Genomic DNA, 26,351 nt, shown 5'->3' with positions numbered 1-26,351 from the left:
TTTAGCATATTTTTTATAAAAAGGTAAGATAAAATAATGACTATTCAAATTTCTGAAATAGCAAAACTTCCTACTCGTTTTGGAGAATTTTATATACAGAGTTTTAAAGAAAACGATAAAGAACATCTTTGTATTTTTAAAGGAAAATTTGACAAAGAAGTAAATATTAGAATCCATTCAGAATGTTTAACAGGAGATGTTTTAGGAAGTTTAAAGTGTGATTGTGGAGAGCAACTTGAATTTTCACTAAAATATATTCAAGAACATAATGGTATGGTGATTTATTTAAGACAAGAAGGAAGAGGTATAGGACTTTTTAATAAAATTAACGCTTATGCATTACAAGATAAAGGTTTTGATACTATAAAGGCAAATCATCAGCTAGGTTTTAAAGCAGATGAGCGTAGTTATGAAATTGTTAATTTTATATTAAAGTATTATGGAATTTTAAAAGTTAATCTTTTGACTAATAATCCAGAAAAACTTCATTCATTAAAAGAAAAAATAAATTTAAGAATACCCATCTTGGTAGAGGCTAATCGTTTTAATAAAGATTATTTAGAGATTAAACATACACAAATGGGACATTTAAGTTGAATAAATATAAAGAACAACTAGAATTTTTAAAAGATTTTAGCAATATAGATGAATTTTTTACAAAAATATCTTTATATAAAGATTTACTAAAAAAATTCAATGCAGTGCATAATCTAACTCATCTTAATGATATTGATGAAAATATTATTGATAGTATTAAGATTTTAGATTTTTATGATTTAAATGATTTTAAAAAAATAATTGATATTGGTAGTGGTGCAGGTTTTCCAGCTGTATTTTTAGCATGTATTTTACAAGAGAGTAAATTTTTCCTTTTCGAGCCTAGTGCCAAAAAAGCATCTTTTTTAAGAGTAGTGAAAACTGAGCTTGATTTAAAAAATGTAAATATTATAAAGGAAAAAATAGAAAATTATCCATCTTTTAAAGTAGATTTGATTACTTCACGAGCCTTGATGGATATAAAACCTTTAGTGAAAATTTCAAGTGGTTTTTATGATGATAAAACATTATTTTTACTTTATAAAGGTAGTGAGGTTTATAAAGAATTAGAAGACTTGAAAGATTATCGGATTTTCAATCAAGGTTTTAGAAATTATTGTCTTTTGAAAATAAAGGAAAAATTATGTTAATCTTCGGACACCCTTTAATAAATATGCAAAAATTTAGTCATTTTGAAGATGATTTTATTCAAGCTAATGTAAATTGTTTTTTATATAATGAAAACATAATCAAAAAAGCACAAGAAGGAAAATGTGATTTTGCTATTTTTGCAAAAAATGAAGAAGAAATTTTACTTTCAAATGCATTAGGAGCAAAATATATTTTAATAGAAAATGAGAATTTGGCAAAAATTGCTTCAAGTATGGCTGAATTTTATATGTTTGATTCTAAAATTTTATTTTTATTGGATAGCTTGGAAAATAATTTAAAAAAAGCATACGAATTAAGTGTAGATGGGGTTTGTTTAAAATCTTATATTGGTTAAAGTTAAACCCTTTTTAGGGTTTAACTTTTTAGAATTTTTTCTTCCTAGCATCTTCTAAGATATCATTAGCTATCTTATTAACATTATCAGATATTACTGCACTATCATTAGCTATTTTTAAGTTCTCTTGGGTTACATGATCAATTTGAGCTACAGCATCATTTATTTGAGTAATACCTGTAGTTTGTTCTTTAATACTCTCACCCATTTCATTAATAGATTGAACTAAGATATTAGTATTAGCTTCTATTTCACCTAAAGACTTTTGAGTTCTTTCAGCTAGGTTTCTAACTTCATCAGCAACAACAGCAAAGCCTCTACCGTGTTCTCCTGCACGAGCAGCTTCAATAGCAGCATTTAATGCAAGCAAGTTAATTTGATCAGCAATATCACCTATAATAGAAGTAACATTTTTAATCTCTTCACTTTGAGCAATAACTTCACTAGTTTTATGAGATACATTTTGCATAGAAGAAGTAATTTCTTCTAGTGCTGCTGCTGTTTCTTCTAAAGAAGAAGCTTGGCTTGATGAAGAATCTGTTAAATCTTTAACAGCACTTTGTAATTTACCACTTTCAGTAGCAAGTAAAGAAGCAAATTCTGATGATTGTCTTAACATAACTACTATTTCTTTACCTAAGGTATTAGTAGTTACTTCAACTCCACCTTTAGCATTTTTAACCTCAGTTGTAAAGTCTAATGCCTTATAGCTATCAAATACTCTATTAATTTCATTCATATTAGAACCAATTTTTGCTTCTAATACATTAAGCATTTCATTTAATACATTTTTTAATTCTATTAATTGAGGATTAGCAGGAATTGCAGTAATTCTTGCTGTTAGATTACCACTTTCTATTTCTTTAGCTGTATCTACTGATTGTTCTACTGCTTTAGCATCTTGTTCTAGTGCATTTTTAGTTTTAGTGATATTTTCATTGATAGCTTTAGCCATAGCACCAAACTCATCATTAGTATTAACATTAATCATAGTAGAGTCTTTTGTTTTATGATTGATGAAATCAAAGAATGAGTTAAGGCCGGTTTGGATTGCTTGAAGTGGGGATAGATAATAAGAAATAATAAAATATAGTAAAATAATACTAGCTATACTTGTAAATATTACAATTGTAGTTTGAATATATGCTATTTTCAATGCAGGTGTTTCAATAACTTCAACATTTTCTCCAGCACAAGTTGTATAGGTATCAATTTTCACACAAATACCAAATTTATCTTGTCCATTTTGGGTTGTATAGTCAAAGATATTATAATCTCCAGCTTTTTCAAAAGCTTTGGCAACTGTAATAATATCTAGATTTTGTTCTTCGCTTATCAAAGATTTATCAGTTGAAGCAAATACGGTATATGCATGATCAAATACAAAAGTTCTTCCTGGTAATTCACCAAATTTATTTTGTAAATCTTCCACTAAAACATCAATTGCTAAAATACCTATAAATTTTCCATCTTTATTTAAAGGCATAGCATAGGTAAAACATGGTAAGCCTGTTGTTGTATCAATATATGCAGCAGTTATATATAGATTATTCTTCCTTTTAGCTTCTATATAAAATTCTCTTGTTGTTGCATCGTAATTATCTGCTTTTCCATATATACCATAGTCTAAGCCTTTGCTATCACTATCTGGATCACTTACTATTAATTCTCCATTTGGTTGAGCTATATAAACTGCTAAATAATTATTTATATCCCTATAAGTTTTAAGGATTTTTCCTGTATTTTCCATAAGTTTTTCTTGCGAGTTAAGTCCGCTATAAGGAAGTTTTAAAATAGCTTCGGATAGTTTTTTTAAAGTTTGTGTATTGAAATCTTTAAATTCTCTTATTGAGCTTTCTGCAGTTTTAACATAGTTTGTTTCTGCTTTAACAACCTCATGATTTAAAGCTTTTTTTGTAAAAATAAAACTTATGATACCAAGTATTATAAGACAAACAATTGCTACAATGTTTGCAATTAACGAAATTTTTAATTTAATACTTTTCATAAATATAGACTCCTCATTATGTTTTTTGTGAGATACTTAGAATAATTTAATTATATTATTAAAGATATAAAATTGATTAAATATTATTTAAATGATAAATTTTTATAAAATGAGTTTAATAAATTAATACATACTTTTGAGAGTATGTAATATGTTTCATCAAAATTGCCACTATACCATGGATCAGGAACTTCGTCATAACCTAATTTTGGAGCATAAGAAGTAATTTTCCTAATTTTATGTTTAAAATTAGGAAAATTTTTATTTACATCTTTGTAATTAGTATTATCCATCACTATGATATAATCATTTTCTTTACATATTTTTTCAGTTAGTTTTTTACTATAAAATGGTTCTGAAATAATATTTTTATTTTTTAACAAAGATTTTGTTTTATAATGCATATCTTCTCCATCATGATAGCCAGATGTTCCAGCACTACAAATAATGAATTTATCATTTAAATTTGCTTTTGATATAAGATCTTTCATGATAAATTCAGCCATAGGAGATCGACATATATTACCCAAACAAACAAAGACAATTTTAACCATAAAATTCCTTGGATTTTTTATAAATTAAAATTATACCAATATTTAAAAAATACTTTTTGGATTAATTAAAACTAAGGTATAATTTTTAAACGGGGAGCTTTTGCTGAGAGGAAGTTTGACTTCGACCCTTGAGAAGTTTGGTAATGCAAACTTTGAATTCTTGCAAAAACTTTCCTTTTTTATAAAGGATAAAAATGATACAAGCAAAAACAAAAATCAAAATTCCTATCTTAACTATAGCTGGAAGTGATTGTAGTGGTGGAGCTGGCATACAAGCTGATTTAAAAACCTTTAGTGCGCATAATTTATTTGGTATGAGTGTGGTTTTAAGTGTTGTGGCTGAAAATACTGCAAGGGTGATTTCTTGTTTTGATGTGCCAACTAAGATAATAGATGAACAAATGTTAGCTGTTTATGAAGATATTGAACCAGCTGCTGTGAAAATTGGAATGTTAGGCTCAAAAGAAATTATAGCTTGCGTAAAAGAAAATTTATTGAAATTTAATGCTAAAAATGTAGTGATAGATCCTGTGATGTTTGCAAAAAATGGCTATGCTTTAATGCCTTTAGAAAATTGTCAGTTTTTTAAAGATGAAATTTTATCTTTAGCTGATGTGCTTACTCCAAATATACCTGAAGCTGAATTTTTATGTGGCTTTAAAATACTTAATGAAGATGATATGAAAAAAGCAGCTATAAAACTTTATGAAGAAGGTGCAAAAAGTGTTTTGATTAAAGGTGGGCATAGTAAAGATAATACTAATGATATATTTTATGATGGAAAAGAATTTAGTATTTTTAAAGCAGAAAAAATTGACACAAAGAATACTCATGGAACGGGTTGTACGCTAAGTTCGGCTATAGCTAGTAATCTTGCTTTAGGTAAGGAAAAGCATAAAGCTATAAAGCTTGCTAAGGATTATGTATATGGAGCTATTTTAAATTCTTTAGCACTTGGAAAAGGTTGTGGTCCAACAAATCATTTTTACAAATTTGATAAGGAAGAGTAATGATTATAAAAACAATAAGAGAAAAAAATCCTTTAATTCACCATATTACTAATTATGTTACGGTTAATGATTGTGCAAATGTTACTATAGCTATGGGAGCAAGTGCTGCTATGGCTGATTTTTACGAAGAGCAAGCTGATTTTGCTAAAATAAGTTCTGCTTTGGTGTTGAATACAGGAACTATCAATCAAAGTATTGCTAATTCTATGTTAAAAGCTATTAGAGAATATGCTTTAATAAATAAACCTATAATTCTTGATCCAGTTGCTTTAGGGGTAAGTCGTGCAAGAGATGAAATTAACTTTAATTTGCTTGATTTGCAAGGTATAAAGATTATAAAAGCTAATGCCTCAGAAATGGCTAGTGTGATAGGTTTAGATGGTAAAGCAAGAGGGGTTGATAGTACTTTTGTGATTAATGATGATTTTTTAATACAAGCTCAAAAATATGCTACAAAAACTAAACGCATATTAGCTATAACAGGTAAAATTGATTATATTATAAGTGCGGAAAAAATTGCAAAAATATACAATGGCTCTGCTATGGCAGCTAAAATTACTGGTGCTGGATGTATGTGTGCATCTATGTGTGGAGTATTTTCCGGTGTTTTGGAAGATAAATTTCAAGCTAGTTTATATGCTTTGCTTAGTTTTGATATAGCAAGCGAAATTGCCCAAGAAAGCTCTAGTGGAAGTGGCAGTTTTAGAGTAAATTTATTAGATGCTTTAAGCAATTTAAGTGATACGGATATAGAAAAAAGAGCAAAATATGAAATCATTTGATATTTATCTTGTTGCTAGTAAGGGTTTAAGAAGTGAGGTTGAATTTTTAAATATTATAGAAGCTTCTTTAAAAGCTGGTTTAGGTATTTTACAACTTAGGGAAAAAAAATTAAGTTCATTAGAATTTTATAATCTTGCTTTAAAAGTAAAAAGACTATGTGATGTATATAATACACCTTTTGTGGTAAATGATAGAATAGATATAGCTATGAGTGTAAATGCCAGTGGAGTACATATAGGGCAAGAGGATATACCATTAAAAAAAGCTAGAGAACTTTTGGGAAATGATAAGATTATAGGAATTAGTATCAATCATAAAAATGAACTTAAAAACATAAAAGAAGCTGATTATATAGGAGTAGGGGCTGTTTTTGCTACTCCTAGTAAAAAAGATTGTGTGGTATTGGGTGTAGATGGTTTAAAAGAAATTGCTAATTTAAGTCCTTTGCCTGTAGTGGCTATTGGCGGTATAGATGAAAATAATGTCATTTTACTAAGAAATTGCAAGATTAAAGGTGTAGCGGTTATTAGAGCTATAATGGATTCAAAAAATCCTTTTTTATCAACTCTAAATTTAAAAAAAATATTTTCGGAGTTTAGTAAATGAGTGTTTTGATGGAATTTAGTATATTTAGTATAAGTGGGGAAATTTCCAAAAAAGAAGAGGTTATTAAAATTTTAAAAAAACTACAGGAGAAAAATATAGATTTTAAGCTCCATAGTATGGGAACTTGTATAGAATGTAAAAATATAAAACAAGCTTTAAAAATTTTACATATAGCTTCAAAGTGCATGGATGCAAAAAGGTATTATATAAATGCTAAATTTGATTGTTATAAAAATAGAAAAAACGCTATAAAAAATAAAATAAAAACGGTTAAAGAGAATTTGTAGTGATATATTTTATAGGTAATGAGCAATTTGATGGAGTTAAAACTATAAAATTAAATGAAATTTATTTTTGTGATTTTAGTGTAGATTTAGAGAGATTTGATTGTTTGATAATTAGTTCTAAAAATGCTTTAAAATCACTAATGAAAAGTAAAAGCAAAATTGATTTTAATATAAAAGTCTATGCTGTGGGTGCTAAAAGTGCTAATTTTGCGAAAGAATGTGGATTTAAAAATGTCAAATATCCTAGCAAGGCTTATGGCAAAAATTTAGCATATGAATTTCTAGCAGAATTTGAAAGTCAAAAATGCATTTACCTAAGAGCAAAGAAGATTAATTCAGGGCTTAATGAGTATTTGTTAGAAGAGGGGATTGATTTAAAGCAAATTATTGCTTATGAAAATATTATTTTATCACCAAAAAAAGATGAGATAAAAATTCACCATCCAAGTGTTTTTGTCTTTAGTGCACCTTCTAGTGTTGAGCAATTTTTAAAATTTTATTCTTTAAAAAAAGAAGATAAAGTAGTTGTCATAGGTGAAAGCACAGCTTCAAAATTGAAAGACTTTGCAAATTTATATATTTGCAAAGAACAAGATTTAAATTCGTGCATAAAATTGGCTAAGAGTTTAGATTTTTAAAAGTTTTATAAAGCAAAAGTAAAACTATGAAACTCATACAAATTTCACTTACAAAAGAAGCAAGCCAAACTCCATTTAATCCAAAAATTTTGGATAAAATTTGTATAAAAATAAAAGGCAAGATTAAGCTTTGCATTATAGATATAGTTAAAGAAATCATAGGTTTATCTAATGATGTAAAAAATGAAGCACAAAGTTTGCTAAGCCAGCTTAGTAAAAATGAAAAAGAAAACAACATAAGTGCATTTTGAGCTAAATTTGCAAAATCTATCTCATTATTTTTATTAAAAAATGAAACTATAAAACCATTGTAAAAATACACTATAAGAAATACAAACACGCTAAACATGCAAGAAGCAAGTAACATTCTTTTAAATATAGCTTTGATTCTTGGGGTGTTTTTGTATCCATAATTATAACTTATTGCAGGTTGCATAGCCTCACACATTGATAAAATTAAAGCAAAAGTAAAAGTGCTTATATAGAGTATAATAGAAAATGCCGCTAATGCTTGATTGCCAGCTATTTTTAGCAATATTGTATTAGCAAGTATTGTATAAATTGAACTTGATATATTGGAAAAAAATTCAGAAGAACCATTATAGATAATATTTTTTAATATTTTAAAATTAATTATAGGTTTTTTAAATTTTAAGATTAAATCTTTGAAAATAAAAGGTAAAAAGCCTAAAATAGTTCCTAAAAACATACCTATACAAGTTGCTAAAGCAGCCGAAAAAAGACCCCATTCAAAAACTACTATAAAAAGCCAATCTAAAACTATATTACTTAAAGCTGTTATGATATTAACTAGCATACTATAGAATGTTTTCCCACAAATTCTTAAATAATTATCCATTGCAAAGGCTAGCATAGTAAAAGGTGCAAAAATAGCAAATATTTGCATATATTCAGTTGATAGCTTTTGTATGGTTTCATCAGCACCTATAAAAACACTTAAAGGTTTTGCAAGAAAAAAACCTAAAATTCCCATTAAACAAGAAATTGCAAAAATAAGAATTATGCAAAAAGAAAAAATGCGTCTAGCTTTTTCTATTTTTCCTTTGCCTAGATTGATAGCTATTTGCACCGAAGAACCTATAGCTATCATATCAGCTAATGCAAAACTTATCATAATAAAAGGCATAACTAAATTCATAGCAGCTAGTGCATCTGTACCTAAATATCTTCCAACAAAAATTCCATCTATAATAACATAAAGATATATAAAAGCTGCGCTTGCTATATTTGGTATGGCACACTTGTAAAATAATACACTAGGATTTGTATTGGTATAAAAATTGTGTAAAGACATAAATTTCCTTATTAATATTTATTTTATTGTTTGTAAATTAAATAAAATAAAGCTAATAAAGAGATTCGATACCTTCTATAGTATCTTTAAAATACGGATCTGAAATTTCAATAAAAAAATCTTTGAAAAACATAAATCACCTAAATTTTAAAAATCCTATAAATGTAATTTTAATATTATATTATAAAAATCTTTGTTTTTGGCTTAATATAAAATTTAATATATTTTAGCCGATTTTAATAAACCCACAAAAAAGGAGCAAGGATGCAAATAAATTCGTATTCACGCGTGGCTATGGAATCGCAAGTTAGCAATAGGAAGGCTGATTTGAATACAAAACTTGAAGATACCAATACTAAAAGTGCTAATAGTGCTAAAAATGTTAATGAAGATAAATTTGGTAAGCTTGCAAGTATAGGTGGTAAGGGAATAACCGAGCTTTACACAATAAGTTTTATGCAACAAGCATTTAGTATGAGTTCATCTAATAGCTTATCACAAGCTGGAGTTTTTCAAGGGACTCAATCTAGAGATTCTCTAACAGCTATTTTATCCAATGTAGATTTTCAAGCTATAGGCTATGAAGGTAAGGATATACTTAGTTTAAATGTTGATGAGGCAAAAGAGCTTATTAGTGAAGATGGGTATTTTGGTATAGCAAAAACTTCTGAGAGATTGGCTGATTTTGTTATTAATGGTGCTGGAGAAGATATAGAAAAACTTCAAAAAGGCTTAGAGGGACTAAAAGCAGGATTTGCGCAAGCAGAAAAAATGTGGGGTGGCAAACTTCCTGATATTAGCTATGAGACCATTGATAAAGCTATTGAAAAGGTAACTCAAAAAATAAATGAAATGGGTGGAAATTCTTTAGATATCAATGCATAATTTAAAATCCCTAGTGTATAAACTAGGGATTTAGTCTATTTTTAAAACACTTAAAAAAGCTTCTTGAGGCAAATGCACTTTTCCGATAGCTTTCATTCTTTTTTTACCTTCTTTTTGTTTCTCTAAAAGTTTTCTTTTTCTAGTAATATCTCCACCATAGCATTTTGCAGTAACATTTTTACCCATAGATTTTACATTCTCTCTTGCTATAATTTTATTACCGATACTTGCTTGAATTGCTACTTCAAAAAGTTGTCTTGGAACAATTTCTTTCATAGCTTTGACAAGTTCCCTACCTTTACTTAAAGCTTTTTCATTTGGAACTATAATGCTTAGTGCATCAACATTTTCTCCAGCTACTTTTATATCAAGTTTTACAAGATCTCCAATTCTAAATTCAATAGGCTCATAATCAAAACTAGCATAACCTTTGGTAAGTGATTTTAATTTATCATAAAAATCCATTACTATTTCATTTAAAGGTATATCATATTCAAGTAAAACGCGTTCAGGGGTAATATAATCCATTTTTACCTGTATGCCGCGTTTGCGATTTAAAAGAGTGATTAAATTTCCTAAGTACTCACTAGGTGTTATGATGGTAGCTTTTACATAAGGTTCTTTAATATGGTCAATTTTATTAATTGGTGGTAATTCGCTTGGATTTTGAATTTTTAAAATTTCACCATCTGTTTGATAAATCTCATAAGTAACGGTTGGAGCTGTTGCAATCAGATCAAGATTAAATTCGCGTTCTAATCTTTCCTTGATAACTTCCATATGTAAAAGTCCTAAAAATCCAACCCTAAAACCAAATCCTAAAGCTAGCGAGGTTTCAGGTTCATAGGTTATAGAACTATCATTAAGTTTTAATTTATCTAAAGCATCTCTTAAATCTTCAAATTTATCTGTTTCTATAGGATATAATCCTGCAAAGACAAAAGCTTTGGCTTTTTCAAATCCACCAATGGCTTCTTTTGCTTTATTTTTAGCTAGTGTTATGGTATCACCTACTTGAACATCAGCTACATTTTTAAGACCAAGAACTATAACTCCAACTTCCCCTGATTCTATTTTTTTAGTTTTTATAGGGTTTAATGGATGTGGGTAAAATAGATCTTGCACTAAATGTTTTTTGTCTGTACTCATTACCAAAACTTCATCATTTTTAGCAATATTTCCTTCGTAAATTCTAACTAAAGCTAAAGCTCCAAGATAATTATCAAACCAAGAATCATAAATCAAAGCTTTTGTAGGTGCTTCATCATCGGTTTTTGGTGCAGGAATTTTTGTGATTATGGTTTCAATTAATTCTTTTATGCCAATACCAGTTTTAGCACTAACACAAATTGCTTCAGAGCAATCAATGCCTATGATATGTTCTATCTCGTGTTTAACTTTTTCAATATCCGCTGATGGCAGATCTATTTTATTTATTACTGGAATGATTTCAAGATTATTTTCCAAGGCTATATAAACATTTGCAATTGTTTGGGCTTCAACACCTTGAGAGGCATCAACCACAAGTAAAGCACCTTCACAACTCGCTAAAGAGCGACTAACTTCATATGAAAAATCCACATGTCCTGGAGTATCTATTAAATTTAATATGTATTCTTTATTATTTAATTTATAATTCAAACGAACAGATTGTGCTTTTATAGTAATACCGCGTTCTTTTTCGATATCCATAGTATCCATTACTTGAGCACTCATTAGTCTCTCACTAATTGCTCCACATTCGCTAATAATTCTATCAGCTAAGGTGCTTTTTCCGTGATCAATATGCGCAATAATTGAAAAATTCCTAATATTTTTCATTAAAAACCCACCTTTAAGATTGTCTCATTTTTCTTTTTGCTAAGCCTATTTGTTCATAAGCATCAAATTCTTTTTTTAAACTTTTATATCTTTTTTTTAATTCGTTATTTAAAAACGATATGTTTTTTGGAGTAGCATTAGAATTTGCTGATATGGCACTAATAAAATCAAACTTTCTTCTTGTGGCACTATCTTTAGGATTAGATCCAAATTTTTGTGAATTTAAAAATTGCAAAATTAAAGCTTGAATTTCTTGGGAACTTTTTGCGGAATTTGCTTTAGATATAAAATCTTCGATATTTTTTATGGAAGAATTAGCGTTATTGATAGCCGTTTTTGTATTTGCGTTTTTATGGGTAAAAAATAACACTAAAAGAATTCCCAAGATAATAATTATAACTAGGGCAATGATTAAAACAATAAAAAGAGAATTATTCATTTATTTTTTCCTATATTTTTCTTGCATAAGATCTTTTAAAATAACTTATAAGACTCAAAAGCACCATAAATATAAATCCCCAATAAACATAATCAGGGATCTTAACAGAATCGCCAGCCGCATAAGAATGCATTCCTGATAAGAAATAATTTACTCCAAAATAAGTCATTATAATAACCCAATAAGCAAACATTGAACATACTGCAAAAGTGTATTGATTTGCCCATTTTGGAACTAATCTCATATGTAAAATAGCTGCATAAACTAAAATACTAATCAAAGCCCAAGTTTCTTTAGAATCCCAACTCCAATATCTTCCCCAGCTTTCATTTGCCCATATAGCACCTAAAAAATTTCCTACAGTAAGTAAGCAAAGCCCCAAAATCATAGCCATTTCATTAATTCTTGTAGCTTCTGTGATATTTCTTAAAATATTTTCATTATGTTTGCTATTGATTTTTAGCATACATAATAAAATAAGTACAAATATACCCAATAATGCACATAAACCTAAAAATCCATAACTAGCAGTAATTACAGAAACATGTATTGTTAGCCAATAAGATTGCAATACAGGAACTAAGTTGGTAATTTGTGGATCCATTTGACTAAGATGAGCCACCCCTAAAGTAACTCCTGCTAAAATAGAAGTTAAAGAAAGTGCAATAGGACTTTTTCGAGAAAAGAAAATTCCAGATAATGATAAAGCCCAAGCTATATAAACCATGCTCTCATAAGCATTACTCCATGGGGCACGCCCTGCTATATACCAACGCAAAGCTAAACCTAGAGTATGGATAAAAAATGCCACAATATTAAACACATAAACACATTTAAAAATAAAATCAATGCGAATTTTTGGCAGGAGCATTTTAACAAAAACTATAATTAAAAGTAAAAACCCAGCACATAGATAAAGCGGGGCAAGATTTACAAAAATTTGACTTTTATTAAAAAAGATTTCTGTGTTAATTTTTTTAGCACTTGGCATAACTTCATGACCGTATTTTTCTTGATAATTTTTGATGATATTTAAATTTTTAGTTGCTTCATTCCAGTTATTATGCATAATAGAATTACTAACCGCATTGAAATAATTTTCTAAAATACTTCTTACTTCTTTACCTTCCTCACCTTTTAAACCTATATAGGCTTCACGCGGTGCTACCCATTGGTTATTAGTGCTATTTTGTAAAGGAATAAATCTAAAAATATCACCTGAGAAGATTAAATTTACAATATTAACTCTTTCATCAAGTTTGATAATTTCTTTATCAAAAACACTTCTGCGGTTTGGATTTTTTCTAATGGCATTTTCTACATATTTTTGTAATTTATAAGTATCTGTAGTGAAGAAGTCTTTGAAACTAGTATAAGCTCTAGGCTCAATACCTAAAATTTTAGAAATCTCCTCGTTAATCAAACGACTTGTTGGCATAAAAATAATATCTTTATCATACCATGCGCTTCCATCAAAAATCATTGATATGATAGTTGCTTCAGCGCTTTGGTTTTGGAAGGTTGTGCTTTTATGTATTTTTTCTAAAACTTCCATAGCTAAAGTATTAAAAGGAACCATTCTACCATCGGGCTTTTGAACTATTAAAGAAGCAAGTTCTTTAGCATGTGTTTCATCTACCTTGATAGGTTCATTTGCATAAGTATTTTGACTTGTAAATAAGACTAATATAAATGCTAAAATAGCACTTGTTTTTTTAAGGGTGTCTTGATTAATTAATTTAGCTAAAGTTCTAAATCTTGAATGAGGATTTAAAACATTTAAAAACATTCCTAGTGTGAGTAAAAAATATCCTATGTATGTAGGAATTTTACCCGGATCTTTATTAACTGAAAGTATAGTTCCTAATTCATCTTGATCATAAGAACTTTGATAAAATCTATATCCTTGATAGTCTAAAACATTATTCATAAAAATTTTATAATCTATTTTTTCGTTGCTGTTATTAATTTCAACATAGCTTGCATATGACATAGGGGACATTGAGCCAGGATAGCGTTCTAGTTCAAAATCTTTTAAATACATTTCAAATGGCATTTCTATTCCTTTAGGACCCCATCTTAAAAAGAAAGGTTGGCCTGCTATATCAACACGGACAGGAGAATTGTATTCTAATAAAAATATTTCCTTGCTTTCTCCTTTATAAGTTACATTTAAATTTAAAACATTGATGGCATTTTCTGAAAGTTGTGTTGGCATATATTTTGTAGTTTGAGCAAAATCTTTGAAGTTATTTAACAAAGAATTGTTCCAATATTTTGCTTCACCAAATAAAGAAATTAAGGCATTTCGTCCCAATTCCATCCAACTATTTTTAAACCAAGTAAAAAAACTTTCATCTTGTGCTTGATTTATACCCTCTAGTGTTTTTTTACCATGTAAAGAAACAAACTTTACAACCAGATTAATATCGTTAAAAGAATATAATTTTGGTTCGTTTGCTAAAGTTTTTTGTTTAGCTTTTAAAACATTTTCTTTTCCATCGTCCATAGACATATATTTTAAATCAAAATCCGAACTTAGACTCAAATTTTCATCAATTTTAATATAAGGACTAGATACTGAGTCGTTTAAAAATGCTATATTAATGCCGTTTATATTTTCTATATCTCCTTTTTTAAAAATGAGTTCTTCTGTGGTGTTATTTTGAGATATCATGATTGAAAGTAAAGGAGATGAGGTGTTATCATCTATGTAAATTTCTTTAGCATCTAAAATTAAATTTTTATAACTTACATTAGCTTTTTCATCAGGCATTATTAAATCAAAAGAAAAATTATTAACAAAAGGCAATGTTGATATATATTCAGATTTTGATGCACTATAAACCTTATCATCTTTTAGTGTTGCTATATATATATAACTTTTTGAAGTTTCTATTATATTATTTTTTTCATTTTCCCTAATATGTAAATTACCCTCAAATCCCATATATCTAGTCATTGCTGAACCTAGCAAAATAAATAAAAATGAAATATGAAAAATTAAAAGAGGTATTTTTTTCTTATTAAACATTTTGTATTTAAATAAAGCTACTAAAAGATTCAATCCTAATATAAATTGTATAAACCCAAACCAGGAGGTACCATATATCATCGCCCAAGCTGTCGGAGTATTGTATGCACTTTCAATAAAAGTTGCTAAGGCGCAAAACAATGCAAAAACTAAAAATAAAAAAATAGAAATTTTTATATCACCAAAAACTAAAAATTGTTTTTTCATATATTTAAGCTCCAAGATATTTTTTTCTAATCTCATCATTTCCAATAAGATCTTTTGCAGGTGCGTGCATAGCGATTTTTCCGTTTTCTAATACATAAGCATAATCACTAATTTTTAAAGCAGAAAAAGCATTTTGCTCAACAAGTAAAATAGTAATTCCTTCTTCTTTTAGTTTAACAATAATATCAAATACTTCTCCAACTATTTTAGGTGCTAGTCCTAAAGATGGTTCGTCTAACATTAAAAGTTTAGGTTCGCTCATAAGTGCTCTTGAGATGGCTAGCATTTGTGCTTCTCCACCACTTAAAGTCCCAGCTAATGCGTTTTTTTTATCTTTAAGTCTTGGGAAAAGTCTATACATTTGATTTTTTAAATGTTCATAGTTTTCTGCATTATTAAATGCACCAATTTTTAAATTCTCTTCAATAGTAAGATTGATAAAAACTCTTCTACCTTCTGGTACCAAAGCTATACCTTTTTGAACCAAAGTATGTGATAAGTGTCTTTGTGTGTCATAACCTAGAAAAGTTACCTCTCCAGTTTTTTTGACACAATTTAACATAGCATTTAAAGTAGATGTTTTGCCAGCTCCGTTAGATCCTATTAAGCTTACAATACTTCCAGTTTTTATGGTAAAGTCAATACCTTTAACAGCCTCTATAAGACCATAATAAACATGTAAATCTTTAACAACTAGCATTAAAATCTCCCAAGTATGCACTAATTACCTCTGGGTTTTGTACCGCATCACTAGGTTTTCCTTCAAATATAGTCTTACCATAATCAAGCACCATAACCCTATCGCAAAGCTTATTGACGAATTTCATATCATGTTCTATAAGCAATACACTTATTTTTCTGTTATCTCTTATATCAAAAATTAATTCTGCTAAATCATCACTTTCTGTCGAATTCATACCTGCTGCGGGTTCATCTAGCAATAAAAGCTTAGGTTTTGTTGCTAAAGCTCTTGCTATTTCAACTTTTCTTTGTTGTCCATAACTTAAACTAGTAGCTTTTTCATCAGCTAAATGAGCAATATTTAGTTGTTCTAAAATTTCATAAGCTACTTTTTTTGCATTTTTTTCAGCTTTAGAGAATCTTCCCAAATGTAAGAAAGCTTCAAAAATATTATATTTAATGCTTTTATCAAAGCCAATCAATACATTTTCTAAAACATTCATACTCGAAAAGAGTCTAATATTTTGAAAAGTTCTTGCAATACCTAGATGAACTATTTTATGAGGTTTTAAATGGTCAATCTTTTTTTCCAGAAAAAAAACTTCTCCACTACTTGGCTTGTAATTTCCTGTAATGATATTAAATAGTGTTGTTTTGCCTGCACCATTTGGACCTATAAGTCCGAAAATTTCACTTTCTTTGATTGAAAAAGAAGTATTAGCTATAGCAGTAACTCCACCAAAATTCTTATGAATTTCTTTAAGTTCTAAAATCATTTTTTATTCCTTTTAGAAAACCTAAACAAAAAGTCCGTAAATTCTTTATCTCCCATTATTCCTCTTCTAGCAAAAAGCATAACCAGTATTAATATGATTGAAAATACCACCATTCTAAGTCCAGGCATAGCAGGAGTTTCGTAACCAAAGATATTCATACTTTCATCTAAAAATCGTAAATATTCACTTCCACCAATTACTAAAATAGCTCCTATAATTGCACCAGTTGTAGAACCCAATCCTCCTAAAACAATAATTATTAGAAGTTGAAATGTAAATAAAAAGTCAAATTGTTCAGGTGATACTGAAGCTAAAGCACAGGCTAATAGACCTCCACCAACTCCTTCTAAAAATGCCGAAGTGCTAAAAGCAAGTGTTTTTATATTGAAAGTATTAATTCCCATTGCCAAAGCGGCATCTTCGTCATCTCTAATAGCTTTCATAGCTCTTCCAAATTTAGAATTAACAATATTTAAAATAATTATCACAGAAAAAATTGCAATCCCACCACTCCAATATAAAGTAGTATGCTTTGGAATATCATTTAGACCTAAAGAACCATTGGTTATAGAAGCAAAATTAATTGCCATTAGTTTGATAATAATACCAAAACCTAATGTTACTATAGCCAAATAATCTCCTCTAACTCTAAATACAGCAAAGGCCAATATTAAAGATAAAAGCATAGCACATGTACCTGCAGCAAGTAAAGCTATGATAAAACTTGGTGAATGTATCATTAAAATTAAATTACTTGGATCTTCTAGAGAAAATTGATCAATTTTACTTTCACTCGTAAGCAAAACCAATGCAGCAACATAAGCACCTATTGCTACAAAACCATTTGGCTCTAGTGAAAATTGACCTGTTACACCATTGATAAGATTATAACTTACTGCTAAGATTACAAAAATAGCAATATTACTTATAATTCCTATTTTATAGTCATTAAAAAAATAAGGAGAAATAAAAAGAAAAGCAAGAGCTATGACAAAAAATCCCAAATGCGTAATTTTTCTTGCAACCATATTAAAACCTACTCTTTTCAAAATTTATACCTAAAATTCCAGTTGGTTTAAAAAGTAAAATTAATACCAAAAAGATAAAAGCAAAAGCATCTTTAAAACCGGAAAGATCGGGAAAAATCGCAACCACCACCACTTCTGTAAAACCTATGATCAAACCACCTAAAACTGCACCAGCAACAGAACCAATTCCACCTAATACAGCAGCTCCAAAAGCTTTAAGTCCTATTAAGGTTCCCATACTAGGTTCAACCGAAGGATAACTAACGGCCCAAAAAATTCCCCCAATAGCTGCCAAAGCTGAACCTAAAGCAAAAACAATAGCTATAATACGATTTGCATCAATACCCATTAAATTAACCGTGTGAATATCAAAAGCTAAAGCTCTAATAGCAATCCCATATTTACTTTTATAAAGTATAAATAAAACTACTAATAATATAAAAAAAGTTAAAATTGGCACTAAGATACTATTAACACCAATGCTAAGATTGCTAAAATTAATCACTGTTTCAAGATAATTTGGCACAGGAAAATATTTTGGAGTAGAACCAAATAAGACATTAAAAATATTTTGTACTAAAAAACTTATGCCTATAGCAGTAATAAGTAAGGAGATTCTAGGCGCTTTTCTTAAAGGTTTATATGCGATTTTGTCTATGGCTATACCTAAAGCTGCAGCAAAAAGCATAGCTAAAGAAAGTGCTCCTAAAAAAGGTACATTCATACTTGTAACACAAAATAAAGCTGTGTATGCACCTACCATCATAATATCACCATGTGCAAAATTAATCAATCTTAAAACACCATAAACCATTGTATAGCCTATGGCAATAAGTGCATACATACTGCCTAGACTAAAACCATTTATAATTTGTTGCAATATTAAAGAATTATCCATTAAACCTCTTATTTATGGAAGAATTAAGTCTTTATAAACTTGTTTTTGATTTTCTATTGATTTTATCACAATCGAACGACTTGCATTTCCACTTTTATCAATACTAATAACCCCACTCACGCCTTCAAAATTAGAAGTGGTATGGATATTATTGTTAATACATTCACTATTAAAATTGTTAAGACATTTTTGCATTGCTTCAAAAATAACAAAATATGCATCAGCTCCCATAGCAGTGAAATTTGGAACTTCTTTGTTTTGCTTTTCATTTTCATAAGCTAAAATAAAATCTTTTGAAAGTTGTGTTGGAGGATTGTGATAATCAAAACTATCAGTAAATAAATAACCTTCTGCTGCATCTTGAGCTAGATTTATAAATGTTTCATCGGCTACTCCATCAGCTGAACCCATAGGTATATTTATACCCATAGCTTTTGCCTGACGCACAAATAAAGAAGCTTCGGTATAATACACAGGTAAATAAATGAAATCAGGATTTAAATTCTTAATTTGTGAAAGAATGGCTTTGAAATCTTTATCACCTGCAGTAATTCTAAACTTATCTAAAATTTTTCCACCTTGTTTGCTAAATTCTTTTTCAAAAGCCCTAGTTAATCCTAAAGAATAATCAGCACTTTGATCACTGACTATAACAGCTTTGGTGTAGTTTAGTTTATTTTTAACATAAGTCGCTAAAGAAGAGCCTTGAAAGCTATCCATAAAACAAACTCTACTAGCGTATAATTTTTTATTTAAAAGCTTATCGGCTGTTGCTGCGGGGGCAACCACAGGAATTTTCTTTTCTTCTCCAATTCTTATAACTTGTAAAGTATTTGCTGTTAGCATTTCTCCGATTAATGCGTAGGCCTTATCTTGTGAAACTAATCTTGTGCTTGCGTTAGCACTTTCTATCTTGTCACCTTTTGTATCCACTACTACAAGATTTACTTTATCTCCATTGTTTAAAGTATTTTTCATTGAATTGGCAATTTTAATACCATCTAAAGCACTTTGTCCATAAGCTGCTGTTGATCCTGTTAAAGGCAAAACAACACCGATATTTATTTCTTTTGCTTGTATAAAGTTAGCAGCTATAATGGATAATATAGCTATACTGATTTTTTTCATTGTCCTACCTTTCAAGGATTAATAATAGTTTTATAAACTTGTTTTTGTTCTTGTATTTCTTTTATAACTACAGAGCGGCTTGCATTGCCACTTTTGTCAATACTTATAAACCCTCCAACTCCTTCAAAATTTAAAGTAGAGTGTATTTTTTCATTGATACATTCTGAATTTAGAGTATCAAGGCATTCATTCATTGCATTTACCATTACATAATACGCATCTGCACCCATTGCAGAAAATGCTGGGAGTTCTTTTGAGCCATGCTCTTTTTCATATGCTTGTATGAAATTTTTAGATAATTTTGTTGGAGGATTGTTATAATCAAAACTATCTGTAAATACAACTCCATTTACCGCATCACCACCTAGTTCGATAAAGGTTTTATTATTTACTCCATCGCCTGCACTTAGAAGTTTATCAAAACCCACAGCTTTTGCTTGTCTTGCAATTAAAGCAGCTTCTGGATGATAAATAGGCATATAAACAAAATCAGGATTAATGTTCTTTAATTGAGAAACTATAGCTTTAAAATCCTTATCTCCAGAAGATATGGTTAATTTTTTTAGAATTTTTCCACCATTTTGTTTAAATTCTTTTTCAAAAGCTTTGGCCAAACCTAGTGAATATACATTACTTTGATCAACAATTACCACCACGCTTTTTAGATTTAAATCTTTATATGCATAATTTGCAAATTTATCTCCTTGAAAACTATCCATAAAACAAACTCTACTAGCATAAGTTTTTTTATCTAAAAGCTTATCCCCTGAAGCAACTGGTGCTATAGCAGGAATTTTTCTTTCTTCGGCTATAGATAGAACTTGCATGGTATTTGGGGTAACAGCTTCTCCTATAAGTCCTAAAACTTTATCTTGAGAAATAAGTCTTGTTGTGGCACTAGCTGTTTCTATTTTATCTCCTTTGGTGTCTATGGCTATAATTTTGATATTATCTCCATTTTTTAGATTGGGATTTAAGGTATTGGCTAGTTTGATACCCTCATATACATCATTACCATAGGCAGCTAAACTTCCAGTTAGTGGAAGAACAACCCCTATTTTTACTTCTGCTGCATAAATTGCACTAGCGCAAAATAGACTAATTAGTAGTAGATTTTTTTTCATATTAACTCCTTTTTTGTTATTTTAAAAATGTATTATGTTTAGTTTTTTGTTTTGGTTCTTCTTCTAATAAATCTTGTTGATTTAATTCTATAGAGAAATTTTGTCCTTTGAGGTATGCAATAATATGATTCATATCATCATCACTTAGTTGTTTTGCATAAATACTCATTTGAATATTTTCGCTGTTGTTATTTTTATAATAGCCATTTGCAAAATCTTTTAGCGAACCCTTAATTTCTTCGGGGCTTAAATTTTTAATAGCTTTTTTACCATAAGAATTTTTCTCACCATTATCTCCATGACAAGTATTGCATTTATTTTTAAAATAAATATCCTTTGCCTTGGTTAAGTCATAACTTACATTATCATTGAAAGTATAAGTAAGTAGAGATTTTATATTAAAGGCTATTGAAGAACTTATAAATAAAATACCAATCATAGCTAACAAGCGTAACATTAATATACCTTTTTTCTGAATATAAATAAGCTCGATTATATCTAAAAAAAATAAATAATTTTTAATTTATATAAAAAAATCAAAGAAATTAAAATACAAGGATTAAAAGAAGAGATAATTTTAGATATAGTAAGCTAAGCCTTTTGGCTTAGCTTTTATAATTAGAATTTGTATAGAGCTTCAAGTCTGATATGTTGATTATCTTTATCATCAATACCTTGTTGATTTAAATCTTCAGTTAGATAAGAATAGAAGCCACTAAATGTAAGTTTTGGACTATATTTATATGATACTCTTGCTACATATTCGTTTTTATCTATATCATAACCAACTTGCTCAGATTTACCACCTACATAATCAAATCCTACTCTTACAGTTTCAGCAAAAGTATAACCTAAACCTGCAAAATAGAAGAAGTTTTCACCTACATCACCTCTTACATCACTACCTTGAGAATAATAAATTCTTTCACCTGCTTTAATTATTTTACCTAGATCTTCTAATACAACTAAGCTAGCTTTATCTTTTTCACCATAACCAACTATACCTGCTTTAAAATCAAATGCTGAAATTTGACCTTGTAATTGAGCAGCATAGAAATTACCATTGTCAAGACCTAATTTTTCTTTATCGCTATCTAGGCTATTTCCTAAGTATTGACCTTGGATTTTGAAATTAGCTACATCATTAAAGCTGAATTTATAGCTAGCATCTATTGCATATAAGAATGCCCAATTATTTGAATAAGCAGCCCATAATTGGAAAGCAAATGGATCAAAATCACCTAATACAGCAGCGCCATATAATGAAGCATCAGCTATACCTAAACCAGTAAAATCACCATCATCTGTAACATTAAAACTATCAAACCAGTAACCTGCAAAAGTTAAACCTTCGATAGAGTTGTTAATGATTTTAGCTCCTGTACCGATAGCATCATCAGTCCAAATTGAACCAACTTCCATTTTACCGAAAGTTACACTTGTAGCATAAGCTTCGTTAGTGTATTCTAAGTATGCTTGCTCAACATCAAAGCTTTGAGCTGTGTTAGTTTCAGCTTTAGCACTTGGACTATTAAAACCTAACTCGCCTGTATTGTCATATTGGAATTGAACAAAAGCTTTGAAATTATCATCTAAAGCTGCTTTGAAGTTTAATTGAGATTTAAATCTGTGTCTGTTTTCTTTTTTTCCATTGTAACCATCAGAAATAGTATTTCCTTGTTCTAATCTAGCAGATTCAAATCTGTATCTAAACATTCCTGATACATCAACATCTTTTATAGCTTCTTCAAGTGAAACAGCATTTGCTGCTGAAAAAGCACCTGCAGCTAAAGCTGCTACTAAACTAAGTTTAACTAGTTTCATGAGAATTCTCCTTATTAAAATTAAAACTATGGCTTGTATTATAGCATAGTTTTATATAAGAAATCTTAAAGTAAATAAATATTGATTAAAAAAGTTTATTGATGGATTTTAAATATATAAAGCAAAGAGTATAAATTTTAATTGCGTATATTTTAAACTCTATAAATATCTTTAAAGATCTAGTTTGAAACTAGATCTTTAAAAACTAAGGAGTTATCTATGAATGTTTGCTTTTACAATTGTAATTATGCTCTTTGATAGTTAATGTTTGGAAACTTTAGCATTTTAGTTTTTTTATTATACTATCAAGTTTATTGCTATTGCCTTGTTTTAGTTCTTCTAATGCTTCAATTGCTGGAGCAAAGTCTTCCATTTCGTCTAAATAATTTTCTAAAGCATTGCGAAGTATTATTGATTTTTTCTTTTTTGATAATTTAGCTGTTTGATCTAAGCGTTCATAAAGATCTTTAGATAATGTTAAGGTGTATCGTTTATTCATTTTTTTTACCTTTATTTTTGTTTTATTGCTTCTTGGCAGGTTTTGCATTTATAACTAGCATTGCTTGAGCTAATTTTTTGGTGAATTTCATAAGGAACTTTATGAATTTTACCTGGACAAGAACAAATGTATTCATAATTTTTCTGTTTTTCATCTTTGTTTGTTGTATTTGTTTTACCTAATTGACCTTGATGCCATTTTTCTATCTTCATATCTTCCCTAAGGATATGCTCCAAAAGCCATTTGGATGCAATTACATTTAATTTTTCTTTTAAATCATTAGTGCTTTTGATATTTTGGATAAGATCTATCATAGATTGTATAATGCTTTTATGGATTTTTTGATGATTAGATAATTCAGGGTAGCCTATTTTAGCCATATATTTTTCTTCTTCTGCAAAATGTTCTTTCATGTAGTTAAAAAAATCAGCAAGTAAAAATTTAATTTGTCCTTTGTGTATAGGCTTATCTGAAATCATTTCAACATTTGCAGCAAGTTCAAAAAGTTTTTTGTGTTGTTTATCTATCTCATCATTGTGAATACTATATTTATCACACCACTTTGGCAGCATAATTTAATCTCCTTGATTAATTCACTGAAATTTATAGAAATTTTTGTGTATAGAAATCATAACTAATATTGTTTTAAAATAAAATTAATTTTTATTAATTTTTTATTTGCTCTTTGCAGTAAATTAAATTGCTTAAACATTTTTTACATTTAAATTGTGTTTTAGAATATTGCATTTTAAGATGAATATCGTAAGGAATTTTATATATTTTATTTTCACATTGGCATTCATATAAAAATTTTATAGGTTCAACAAACTCTTCTTCGAGATTATGCTCTTGTTTATTGTGTCGATTATTTTTTCTCCAATATTCTATCATCATATCATGCTGTAATATATGTTCTATAAGCCAGGAATTAACTACTATATAGAGTTTTTCTTTTAAATCATTAGTGCTTTTTACGCTTTGTATTAGTTTTATCATTGAACGGGTGATTTGCTTGTGCATAAGTTTGTGTTGATTTAAATAAGGATAATTAATTTTAAACATATAAGATTCTTCATCTTGAAAATGGATTTTAATATAGTTAAAAAAATCCGCTATAATTTTTTTAAGTTCTACTTGATAGATTGCTCTATCAGAAATTTCTTCAACTCTAGCAGCAAGTTCAAAGAGTTTTTGGTGCTGAGCATCAATTTTTGTATTATTGATACTATATTTTTGATCCCATTCAGGAAACATAATAAATCCTATGTATTTTATAATAATTAATATTTTATAAACAATAGCCTTTAAATATACTAAATTCACCTTAAATTTATACAAAAAAAATATAATTTATACTTTTACATTAACTTTTGGAGAAATAATGGCAGTTGAAATTCTTTTGTTAGAAGATGATATAAATTTAGGTGAAATTGTTAGTGAGTTTTTGGATGAAGAAGGTTTTAATGTAACTTTAGTGGATAATGCACAAGAAGCACAAGATAAAGCATATGAAAAAAATTTTGATTTATGGATTTTAGATGTAAAAGTTCCTTTGGGTGATGGTTTTAGTATTCTTAGAAATTTAAGAGAGTCGGGAAAATATACACCAGCTATTTTTATGACATCTTTAAATACTACTATAGATTTGCAAAAAGGTTTTGAAAGTGGATGTGATGATTACATTAAAAAACCTTTTGAATTAGAGGAATTAAAAATTAGAATTAATGCAATTTTGAAACGCTCTTTTGCTCATAAAAACGAAGATTATGAAGATTTAGGAAATGGTTTTAAGTTTGCATTGCTTTCTCAAACTTTATATAAGAACGATAAACCTTTATCTTTGCCTTTAAAAGAATTAAAACTTTTGGCTTTGTTGCTTAAAAATAAAGGAAGATTTATAGATATTGCATGCATTTTTGAAGAAATTTGGGAGTATGATCAAGAGCCAAGTGAACTTAGTTTAAGAGCTTATGTGAAAAATTTGAGAAAACTTTTAGGGAAAGATAATATTATTAATCAGAGAGGAAGAGGGTATTGCTATGTATGAAGCTAAGCGTGTCGCATGGCAAATTTTAGCTTTATATTTATTGAGCATAGGAGGTGTTCTTGTTATACTTTTTGGAGTATGGTATGCTAAATTAATTGAAGATCTTATGGATAATCATACATTGCAACTAAGACAAGAGCATCGTTTTGTGATTTTGCAAATGCAAAAAGATCGTTTTGAACCTATAGAAAAAAGTGCTGAAAAAATTTCTAAAATTTCAAAAATAAAATTTGCCATTTTCGATAGAACCAGAGTATATTTTTCTAATCTTGACTTGCCTGCTCAAACAACTTTTTTTAAACTAAATAATACAAATATTTATAATAACAATACTTTGATCTATATAGCTGATGTGAATTTAAACAATTTATTGCTTGCAAATACTCAAAATCAAAATGCTTTAGAGATTTTAGGTGATGTAAATCGTTTGAGAGTTTTGATACAAGGTGATGATATTTCTAAAGAACTTGGATTTATAAGGTTTAAAGTAGCTTTAGCTATGGTTTTTTCTTTAGTTTTTGTAAGTATAATGGGATATTTGATACTTAAATTTGCACTTAAGCCTTTAGAAATAAGGATAAGATTTTTAAATAATTTTATAAAAGATACTACTCATGAGATTAATACTCCAATTAGTGCTATATTAATGAGCGTAGAGAGTTTAGAAAGAAAAAAGGATTTTGAGGAAATTAAGGCTTTAAAGCGTGTAAAAATAGCTGCTTTAACTTTGAGTCATTTGTATTCAGATTTAACTTTTTTAAATTTTTCTCAAGCTTATGAGGCAAAGAAAAATTGGATATTTTTAAAAGATTTGATTAAAGGAAGAATGGAGTATTTTAAAATCTTTTTAGAACAAAAAAATATTAGTTTGGAGCTTGTTTTAGAAAACGATGGAAAAATTTATGCTAATAAAGAGCAGTTTTTTAAAATGTTTGATAATCTTATTAACAATGCAATAAAATACAATAAAAAAAACGGACAAATAAAAATCATACTTTTAGAGCAAAAACTTATAATAAAAGATAGCGGTTGTGGTATTGCAAAAGAAAATTTGGCTAATATTTTTGAGCGTTATTCAAGGTTTAATGAAAATCAAGGTGGTTTTGGCATAGGACTTTCTTTGGTCGATAAAATTTGTAAAGATCATAACATTAATATAAAAGTAGAAAGTGAGTTAAATAAAGGAACAAAATTTATTTTAACTTGGAAAAATTAA

28 protein-coding genes and 1 pseudogene are annotated in these 26,351 nt (G+C 28.5%); 11 read left to right on the top strand and 18 right to left on the bottom strand.

Annotated elements, in window-relative coordinates:
* Positions 1-36: 36 nt before the first annotated feature.
* Genes ribA through CARM_RS05825 form a run of 3 tightly spaced genes read left to right on the top strand, consistent with a single transcriptional unit; the run spans position 37 to position 1,543 of the window.
* Positions 37-597: a GTP cyclohydrolase II gene (gene ribA / locus CARM_RS05835; protein ID WP_139427004.1), complete on the top strand. Its 561-nt coding sequence runs from the start codon at positions 37-39 to the stop codon at positions 595-597.
* Positions 594-1,187 carry a 16S rRNA (guanine(527)-N(7))-methyltransferase RsmG gene (rsmG, locus tag CARM_RS05830; RefSeq protein ID WP_139427006.1) on the top strand — a complete coding sequence of 198 codons (594 nt, stop codon included), beginning with the start codon at positions 594-596 and terminating at the stop codon, positions 1,185-1,187. Before ribA ends, rsmG begins: the two co-directional genes overlap by 4 nt.
* Positions 1,181-1,543 carry a hypothetical protein gene (locus CARM_RS05825; protein WP_139427008.1) on the top strand — a complete coding sequence of 121 codons (363 nt, stop codon included), beginning with the start codon at positions 1,181-1,183 and terminating at the stop codon, positions 1,541-1,543. The genes rsmG and CARM_RS05825 overlap by 7 nt, the downstream gene beginning before the upstream one ends.
* A gap of 28 nt (positions 1,544-1,571) precedes the next feature.
* Here the strand turns inward: CARM_RS05825 and CARM_RS08610 are convergent, their stop codons facing one another.
* The 3 genes and pseudogenes from CARM_RS08610 to CARM_RS05815 form a co-directional block, all read right to left on the bottom strand.
* On the bottom strand, positions 1,572-2,012 hold the full coding sequence (locus CARM_RS08610; RefSeq protein ID WP_425321094.1) for a methyl-accepting chemotaxis protein: 441 nt from the start codon (positions 2,010-2,012) through the stop codon (positions 1,572-1,574).
* A gap of 819 nt (positions 2,013-2,831) precedes the next feature.
* A pseudogene (locus tag CARM_RS08605) lies at positions 2,832-3,293 on the bottom strand (PDC sensor domain-containing protein); the annotation flags it as partial.
* Between the two features lie 341 nt (positions 3,294-3,634).
* Complete coding sequence (locus CARM_RS05815) at positions 3,635-4,105, bottom strand: low molecular weight protein-tyrosine-phosphatase (RefSeq protein ID WP_139427165.1); 471 nt, start codon at positions 4,103-4,105, stop codon at positions 3,635-3,637.
* Positions 4,106-4,302: 197 nt separating this feature from the next.
* Here CARM_RS05815 and thiD point away from each other — a divergent pair, with 197 nt between their 5' ends.
* Genes thiD through CARM_RS05790 form a run of 5 tightly spaced genes read left to right on the top strand, consistent with a single transcriptional unit; the run spans position 4,303 to position 7,429 of the window.
* A complete protein-coding gene (thiD, locus tag CARM_RS05810; RefSeq protein WP_201736627.1) occupies positions 4,303-5,115 on the top strand; it encodes a bifunctional hydroxymethylpyrimidine kinase/phosphomethylpyrimidine kinase in 813 nt (270 codons plus the stop codon).
* On the top strand, positions 5,115-5,897 hold the full coding sequence (thiM, locus tag CARM_RS05805) for a hydroxyethylthiazole kinase (RefSeq protein WP_139427169.1): 783 nt from the start codon (positions 5,115-5,117) through the stop codon (positions 5,895-5,897). The genes thiD and thiM overlap by 1 nt, the downstream gene beginning before the upstream one ends.
* Positions 5,884-6,504, top strand: a complete 621-nt coding sequence (thiE, locus tag CARM_RS05800) for a thiamine phosphate synthase (protein ID WP_139427171.1) — start codon at positions 5,884-5,886, stop codon at positions 6,502-6,504. The genes thiM and thiE overlap by 14 nt, the downstream gene beginning before the upstream one ends.
* 8 nt (positions 6,505-6,512) lie before the next feature.
* Positions 6,513-6,791 carry a thiamine-binding protein gene (locus CARM_RS05795; RefSeq protein ID WP_161593869.1) on the top strand — a complete coding sequence of 93 codons (279 nt, stop codon included), beginning with the start codon at positions 6,513-6,515 and terminating at the stop codon, positions 6,789-6,791.
* Positions 6,791-7,429, top strand: coding sequence for a uroporphyrinogen-III synthase (locus CARM_RS05790; protein WP_139427175.1), 639 nt, complete (start codon positions 6,791-6,793; stop codon positions 7,427-7,429). The genes CARM_RS05795 and CARM_RS05790 overlap by 1 nt, the downstream gene beginning before the upstream one ends.
* Here CARM_RS05790 and CARM_RS05785 read toward each other — a convergent pair.
* Complete coding sequence (locus CARM_RS05785; protein ID WP_139427177.1) at positions 7,410-8,744, bottom strand: MATE family efflux transporter; 1,335 nt, start codon at positions 8,742-8,744, stop codon at positions 7,410-7,412. The two genes, CARM_RS05790 and CARM_RS05785, sit on opposite strands and share 20 nt — an antisense overlap.
* Before the next feature lie 264 nt (positions 8,745-9,008).
* Here CARM_RS05785 and CARM_RS05780 point away from each other — a divergent pair, with 264 nt between their 5' ends.
* Complete coding sequence (locus CARM_RS05780; RefSeq protein WP_139427179.1) at positions 9,009-9,629, top strand: hypothetical protein; 621 nt, start codon at positions 9,009-9,011, stop codon at positions 9,627-9,629.
* A 30-nt stretch (positions 9,630-9,659) separates the two neighbouring features.
* On the opposite strand, the gene lepA is transcribed toward CARM_RS05780, so the two are convergent.
* From lepA to CARM_RS05710, 14 genes are all read right to left on the bottom strand, one after another.
* Complete coding sequence (gene lepA / locus CARM_RS05775) at positions 9,660-11,450, bottom strand: translation elongation factor 4 (protein WP_139427181.1); 1,791 nt, start codon at positions 11,448-11,450, stop codon at positions 9,660-9,662.
* A gap of 13 nt (positions 11,451-11,463) precedes the next feature.
* Entirely contained in the window at positions 11,464-11,889 is a 426-nt protein-coding gene (locus tag CARM_RS05770; RefSeq protein ID WP_139427183.1) for a hypothetical protein, read from the bottom strand.
* A 10-nt stretch (positions 11,890-11,899) separates the two neighbouring features.
* On the bottom strand, positions 11,900-15,130 hold the full coding sequence (gene ccsB / locus CARM_RS05765; RefSeq protein ID WP_139427198.1) for a c-type cytochrome biogenesis protein CcsB: 3,231 nt from the start codon (positions 15,128-15,130) through the stop codon (positions 11,900-11,902).
* A gap of 4 nt (positions 15,131-15,134) precedes the next feature.
* Positions 15,135-15,830 carry an ABC transporter ATP-binding protein gene (locus tag CARM_RS05760; protein ID WP_139427184.1) on the bottom strand — a complete coding sequence of 232 codons (696 nt, stop codon included), beginning with the start codon at positions 15,828-15,830 and terminating at the stop codon, positions 15,135-15,137.
* Entirely contained in the window at positions 15,817-16,587 is a 771-nt protein-coding gene (locus tag CARM_RS05755) for an ABC transporter ATP-binding protein (protein ID WP_139427186.1), read from the bottom strand. Before CARM_RS05755 ends, CARM_RS05760 begins: the two co-directional genes overlap by 14 nt.
* The gene (locus CARM_RS05750) at positions 16,584-17,615 is read right to left on the bottom strand and encodes a branched-chain amino acid ABC transporter permease (RefSeq protein ID WP_139427188.1); all 1,032 of its coding nucleotides are present in this window, start codon (positions 17,613-17,615) and stop codon (positions 16,584-16,586) included. Before CARM_RS05750 ends, CARM_RS05755 begins: the two co-directional genes overlap by 4 nt.
* A gap of 1 nt (position 17,616) precedes the next feature.
* A complete protein-coding gene (locus CARM_RS05745) occupies positions 17,617-18,513 on the bottom strand; it encodes a branched-chain amino acid ABC transporter permease (protein ID WP_139427190.1) in 897 nt (298 codons plus the stop codon).
* Positions 18,514-18,525: 12 nt separating this feature from the next.
* The gene (locus tag CARM_RS05740; RefSeq protein ID WP_139427192.1) at positions 18,526-19,641 is read right to left on the bottom strand and encodes an ABC transporter substrate-binding protein; all 1,116 of its coding nucleotides are present in this window, start codon (positions 19,639-19,641) and stop codon (positions 18,526-18,528) included.
* A gap of 11 nt (positions 19,642-19,652) precedes the next feature.
* A complete protein-coding gene (locus tag CARM_RS05735; protein WP_139427194.1) occupies positions 19,653-20,765 on the bottom strand; it encodes an ABC transporter substrate-binding protein in 1,113 nt (370 codons plus the stop codon).
* 16 nt (positions 20,766-20,781) lie between these two features.
* A complete protein-coding gene (locus CARM_RS05730) occupies positions 20,782-21,222 on the bottom strand; it encodes a c-type cytochrome (RefSeq protein ID WP_139427196.1) in 441 nt (146 codons plus the stop codon).
* A gap of 161 nt (positions 21,223-21,383) precedes the next feature.
* A complete protein-coding gene (locus tag CARM_RS05725) occupies positions 21,384-22,589 on the bottom strand; it encodes a major outer membrane protein (RefSeq protein WP_176301007.1) in 1,206 nt (401 codons plus the stop codon).
* Positions 22,590-22,866: 277 nt separating this feature from the next.
* Positions 22,867-23,088: a ribbon-helix-helix protein, CopG family gene (locus CARM_RS05720; protein WP_139427304.1), complete on the bottom strand. Its 222-nt coding sequence runs from the start codon at positions 23,086-23,088 to the stop codon at positions 22,867-22,869.
* Positions 23,089-23,099: 11 nt separating this feature from the next.
* Positions 23,100-23,660, bottom strand: a complete 561-nt coding sequence (locus CARM_RS05715) for a bacteriohemerythrin (protein ID WP_139427302.1) — start codon at positions 23,658-23,660, stop codon at positions 23,100-23,102.
* A 94-nt stretch (positions 23,661-23,754) separates the two neighbouring features.
* A complete protein-coding gene (locus CARM_RS05710) occupies positions 23,755-24,411 on the bottom strand; it encodes a bacteriohemerythrin (RefSeq protein ID WP_244948518.1) in 657 nt (218 codons plus the stop codon).
* 58 nt (positions 24,412-24,469) lie between these two features.
* On the opposite strand from CARM_RS05710, the gene dccR reads away from it, so the two are divergent.
* Together dccR and CARM_RS05700 are read left to right on the top strand one after the other, a co-directional pair.
* Positions 24,470-25,135 carry a two-component system response regulator DccR gene (gene dccR, locus CARM_RS05705; protein ID WP_139427298.1) on the top strand — a complete coding sequence of 222 codons (666 nt, stop codon included), beginning with the start codon at positions 24,470-24,472 and terminating at the stop codon, positions 25,133-25,135.
* On the top strand, positions 25,128-26,351 hold the full coding sequence (locus CARM_RS05700) for a sensor histidine kinase (RefSeq protein WP_139427296.1): 1,224 nt from the start codon (positions 25,128-25,130) through the stop codon (positions 26,349-26,351). The genes dccR and CARM_RS05700 overlap by 8 nt, the downstream gene beginning before the upstream one ends.

Source organism: Campylobacter armoricus (assembly GCF_013372105.1).
In the GTDB taxonomy this organism is placed as follows: domain Bacteria; phylum Campylobacterota; class Campylobacteria; order Campylobacterales; family Campylobacteraceae; genus Campylobacter_D; species Campylobacter_D armoricus.
The sequence above is the reverse complement of the archived record's forward strand: the minus strand, read 5'-3'. Positions and strand labels throughout refer to the sequence as shown.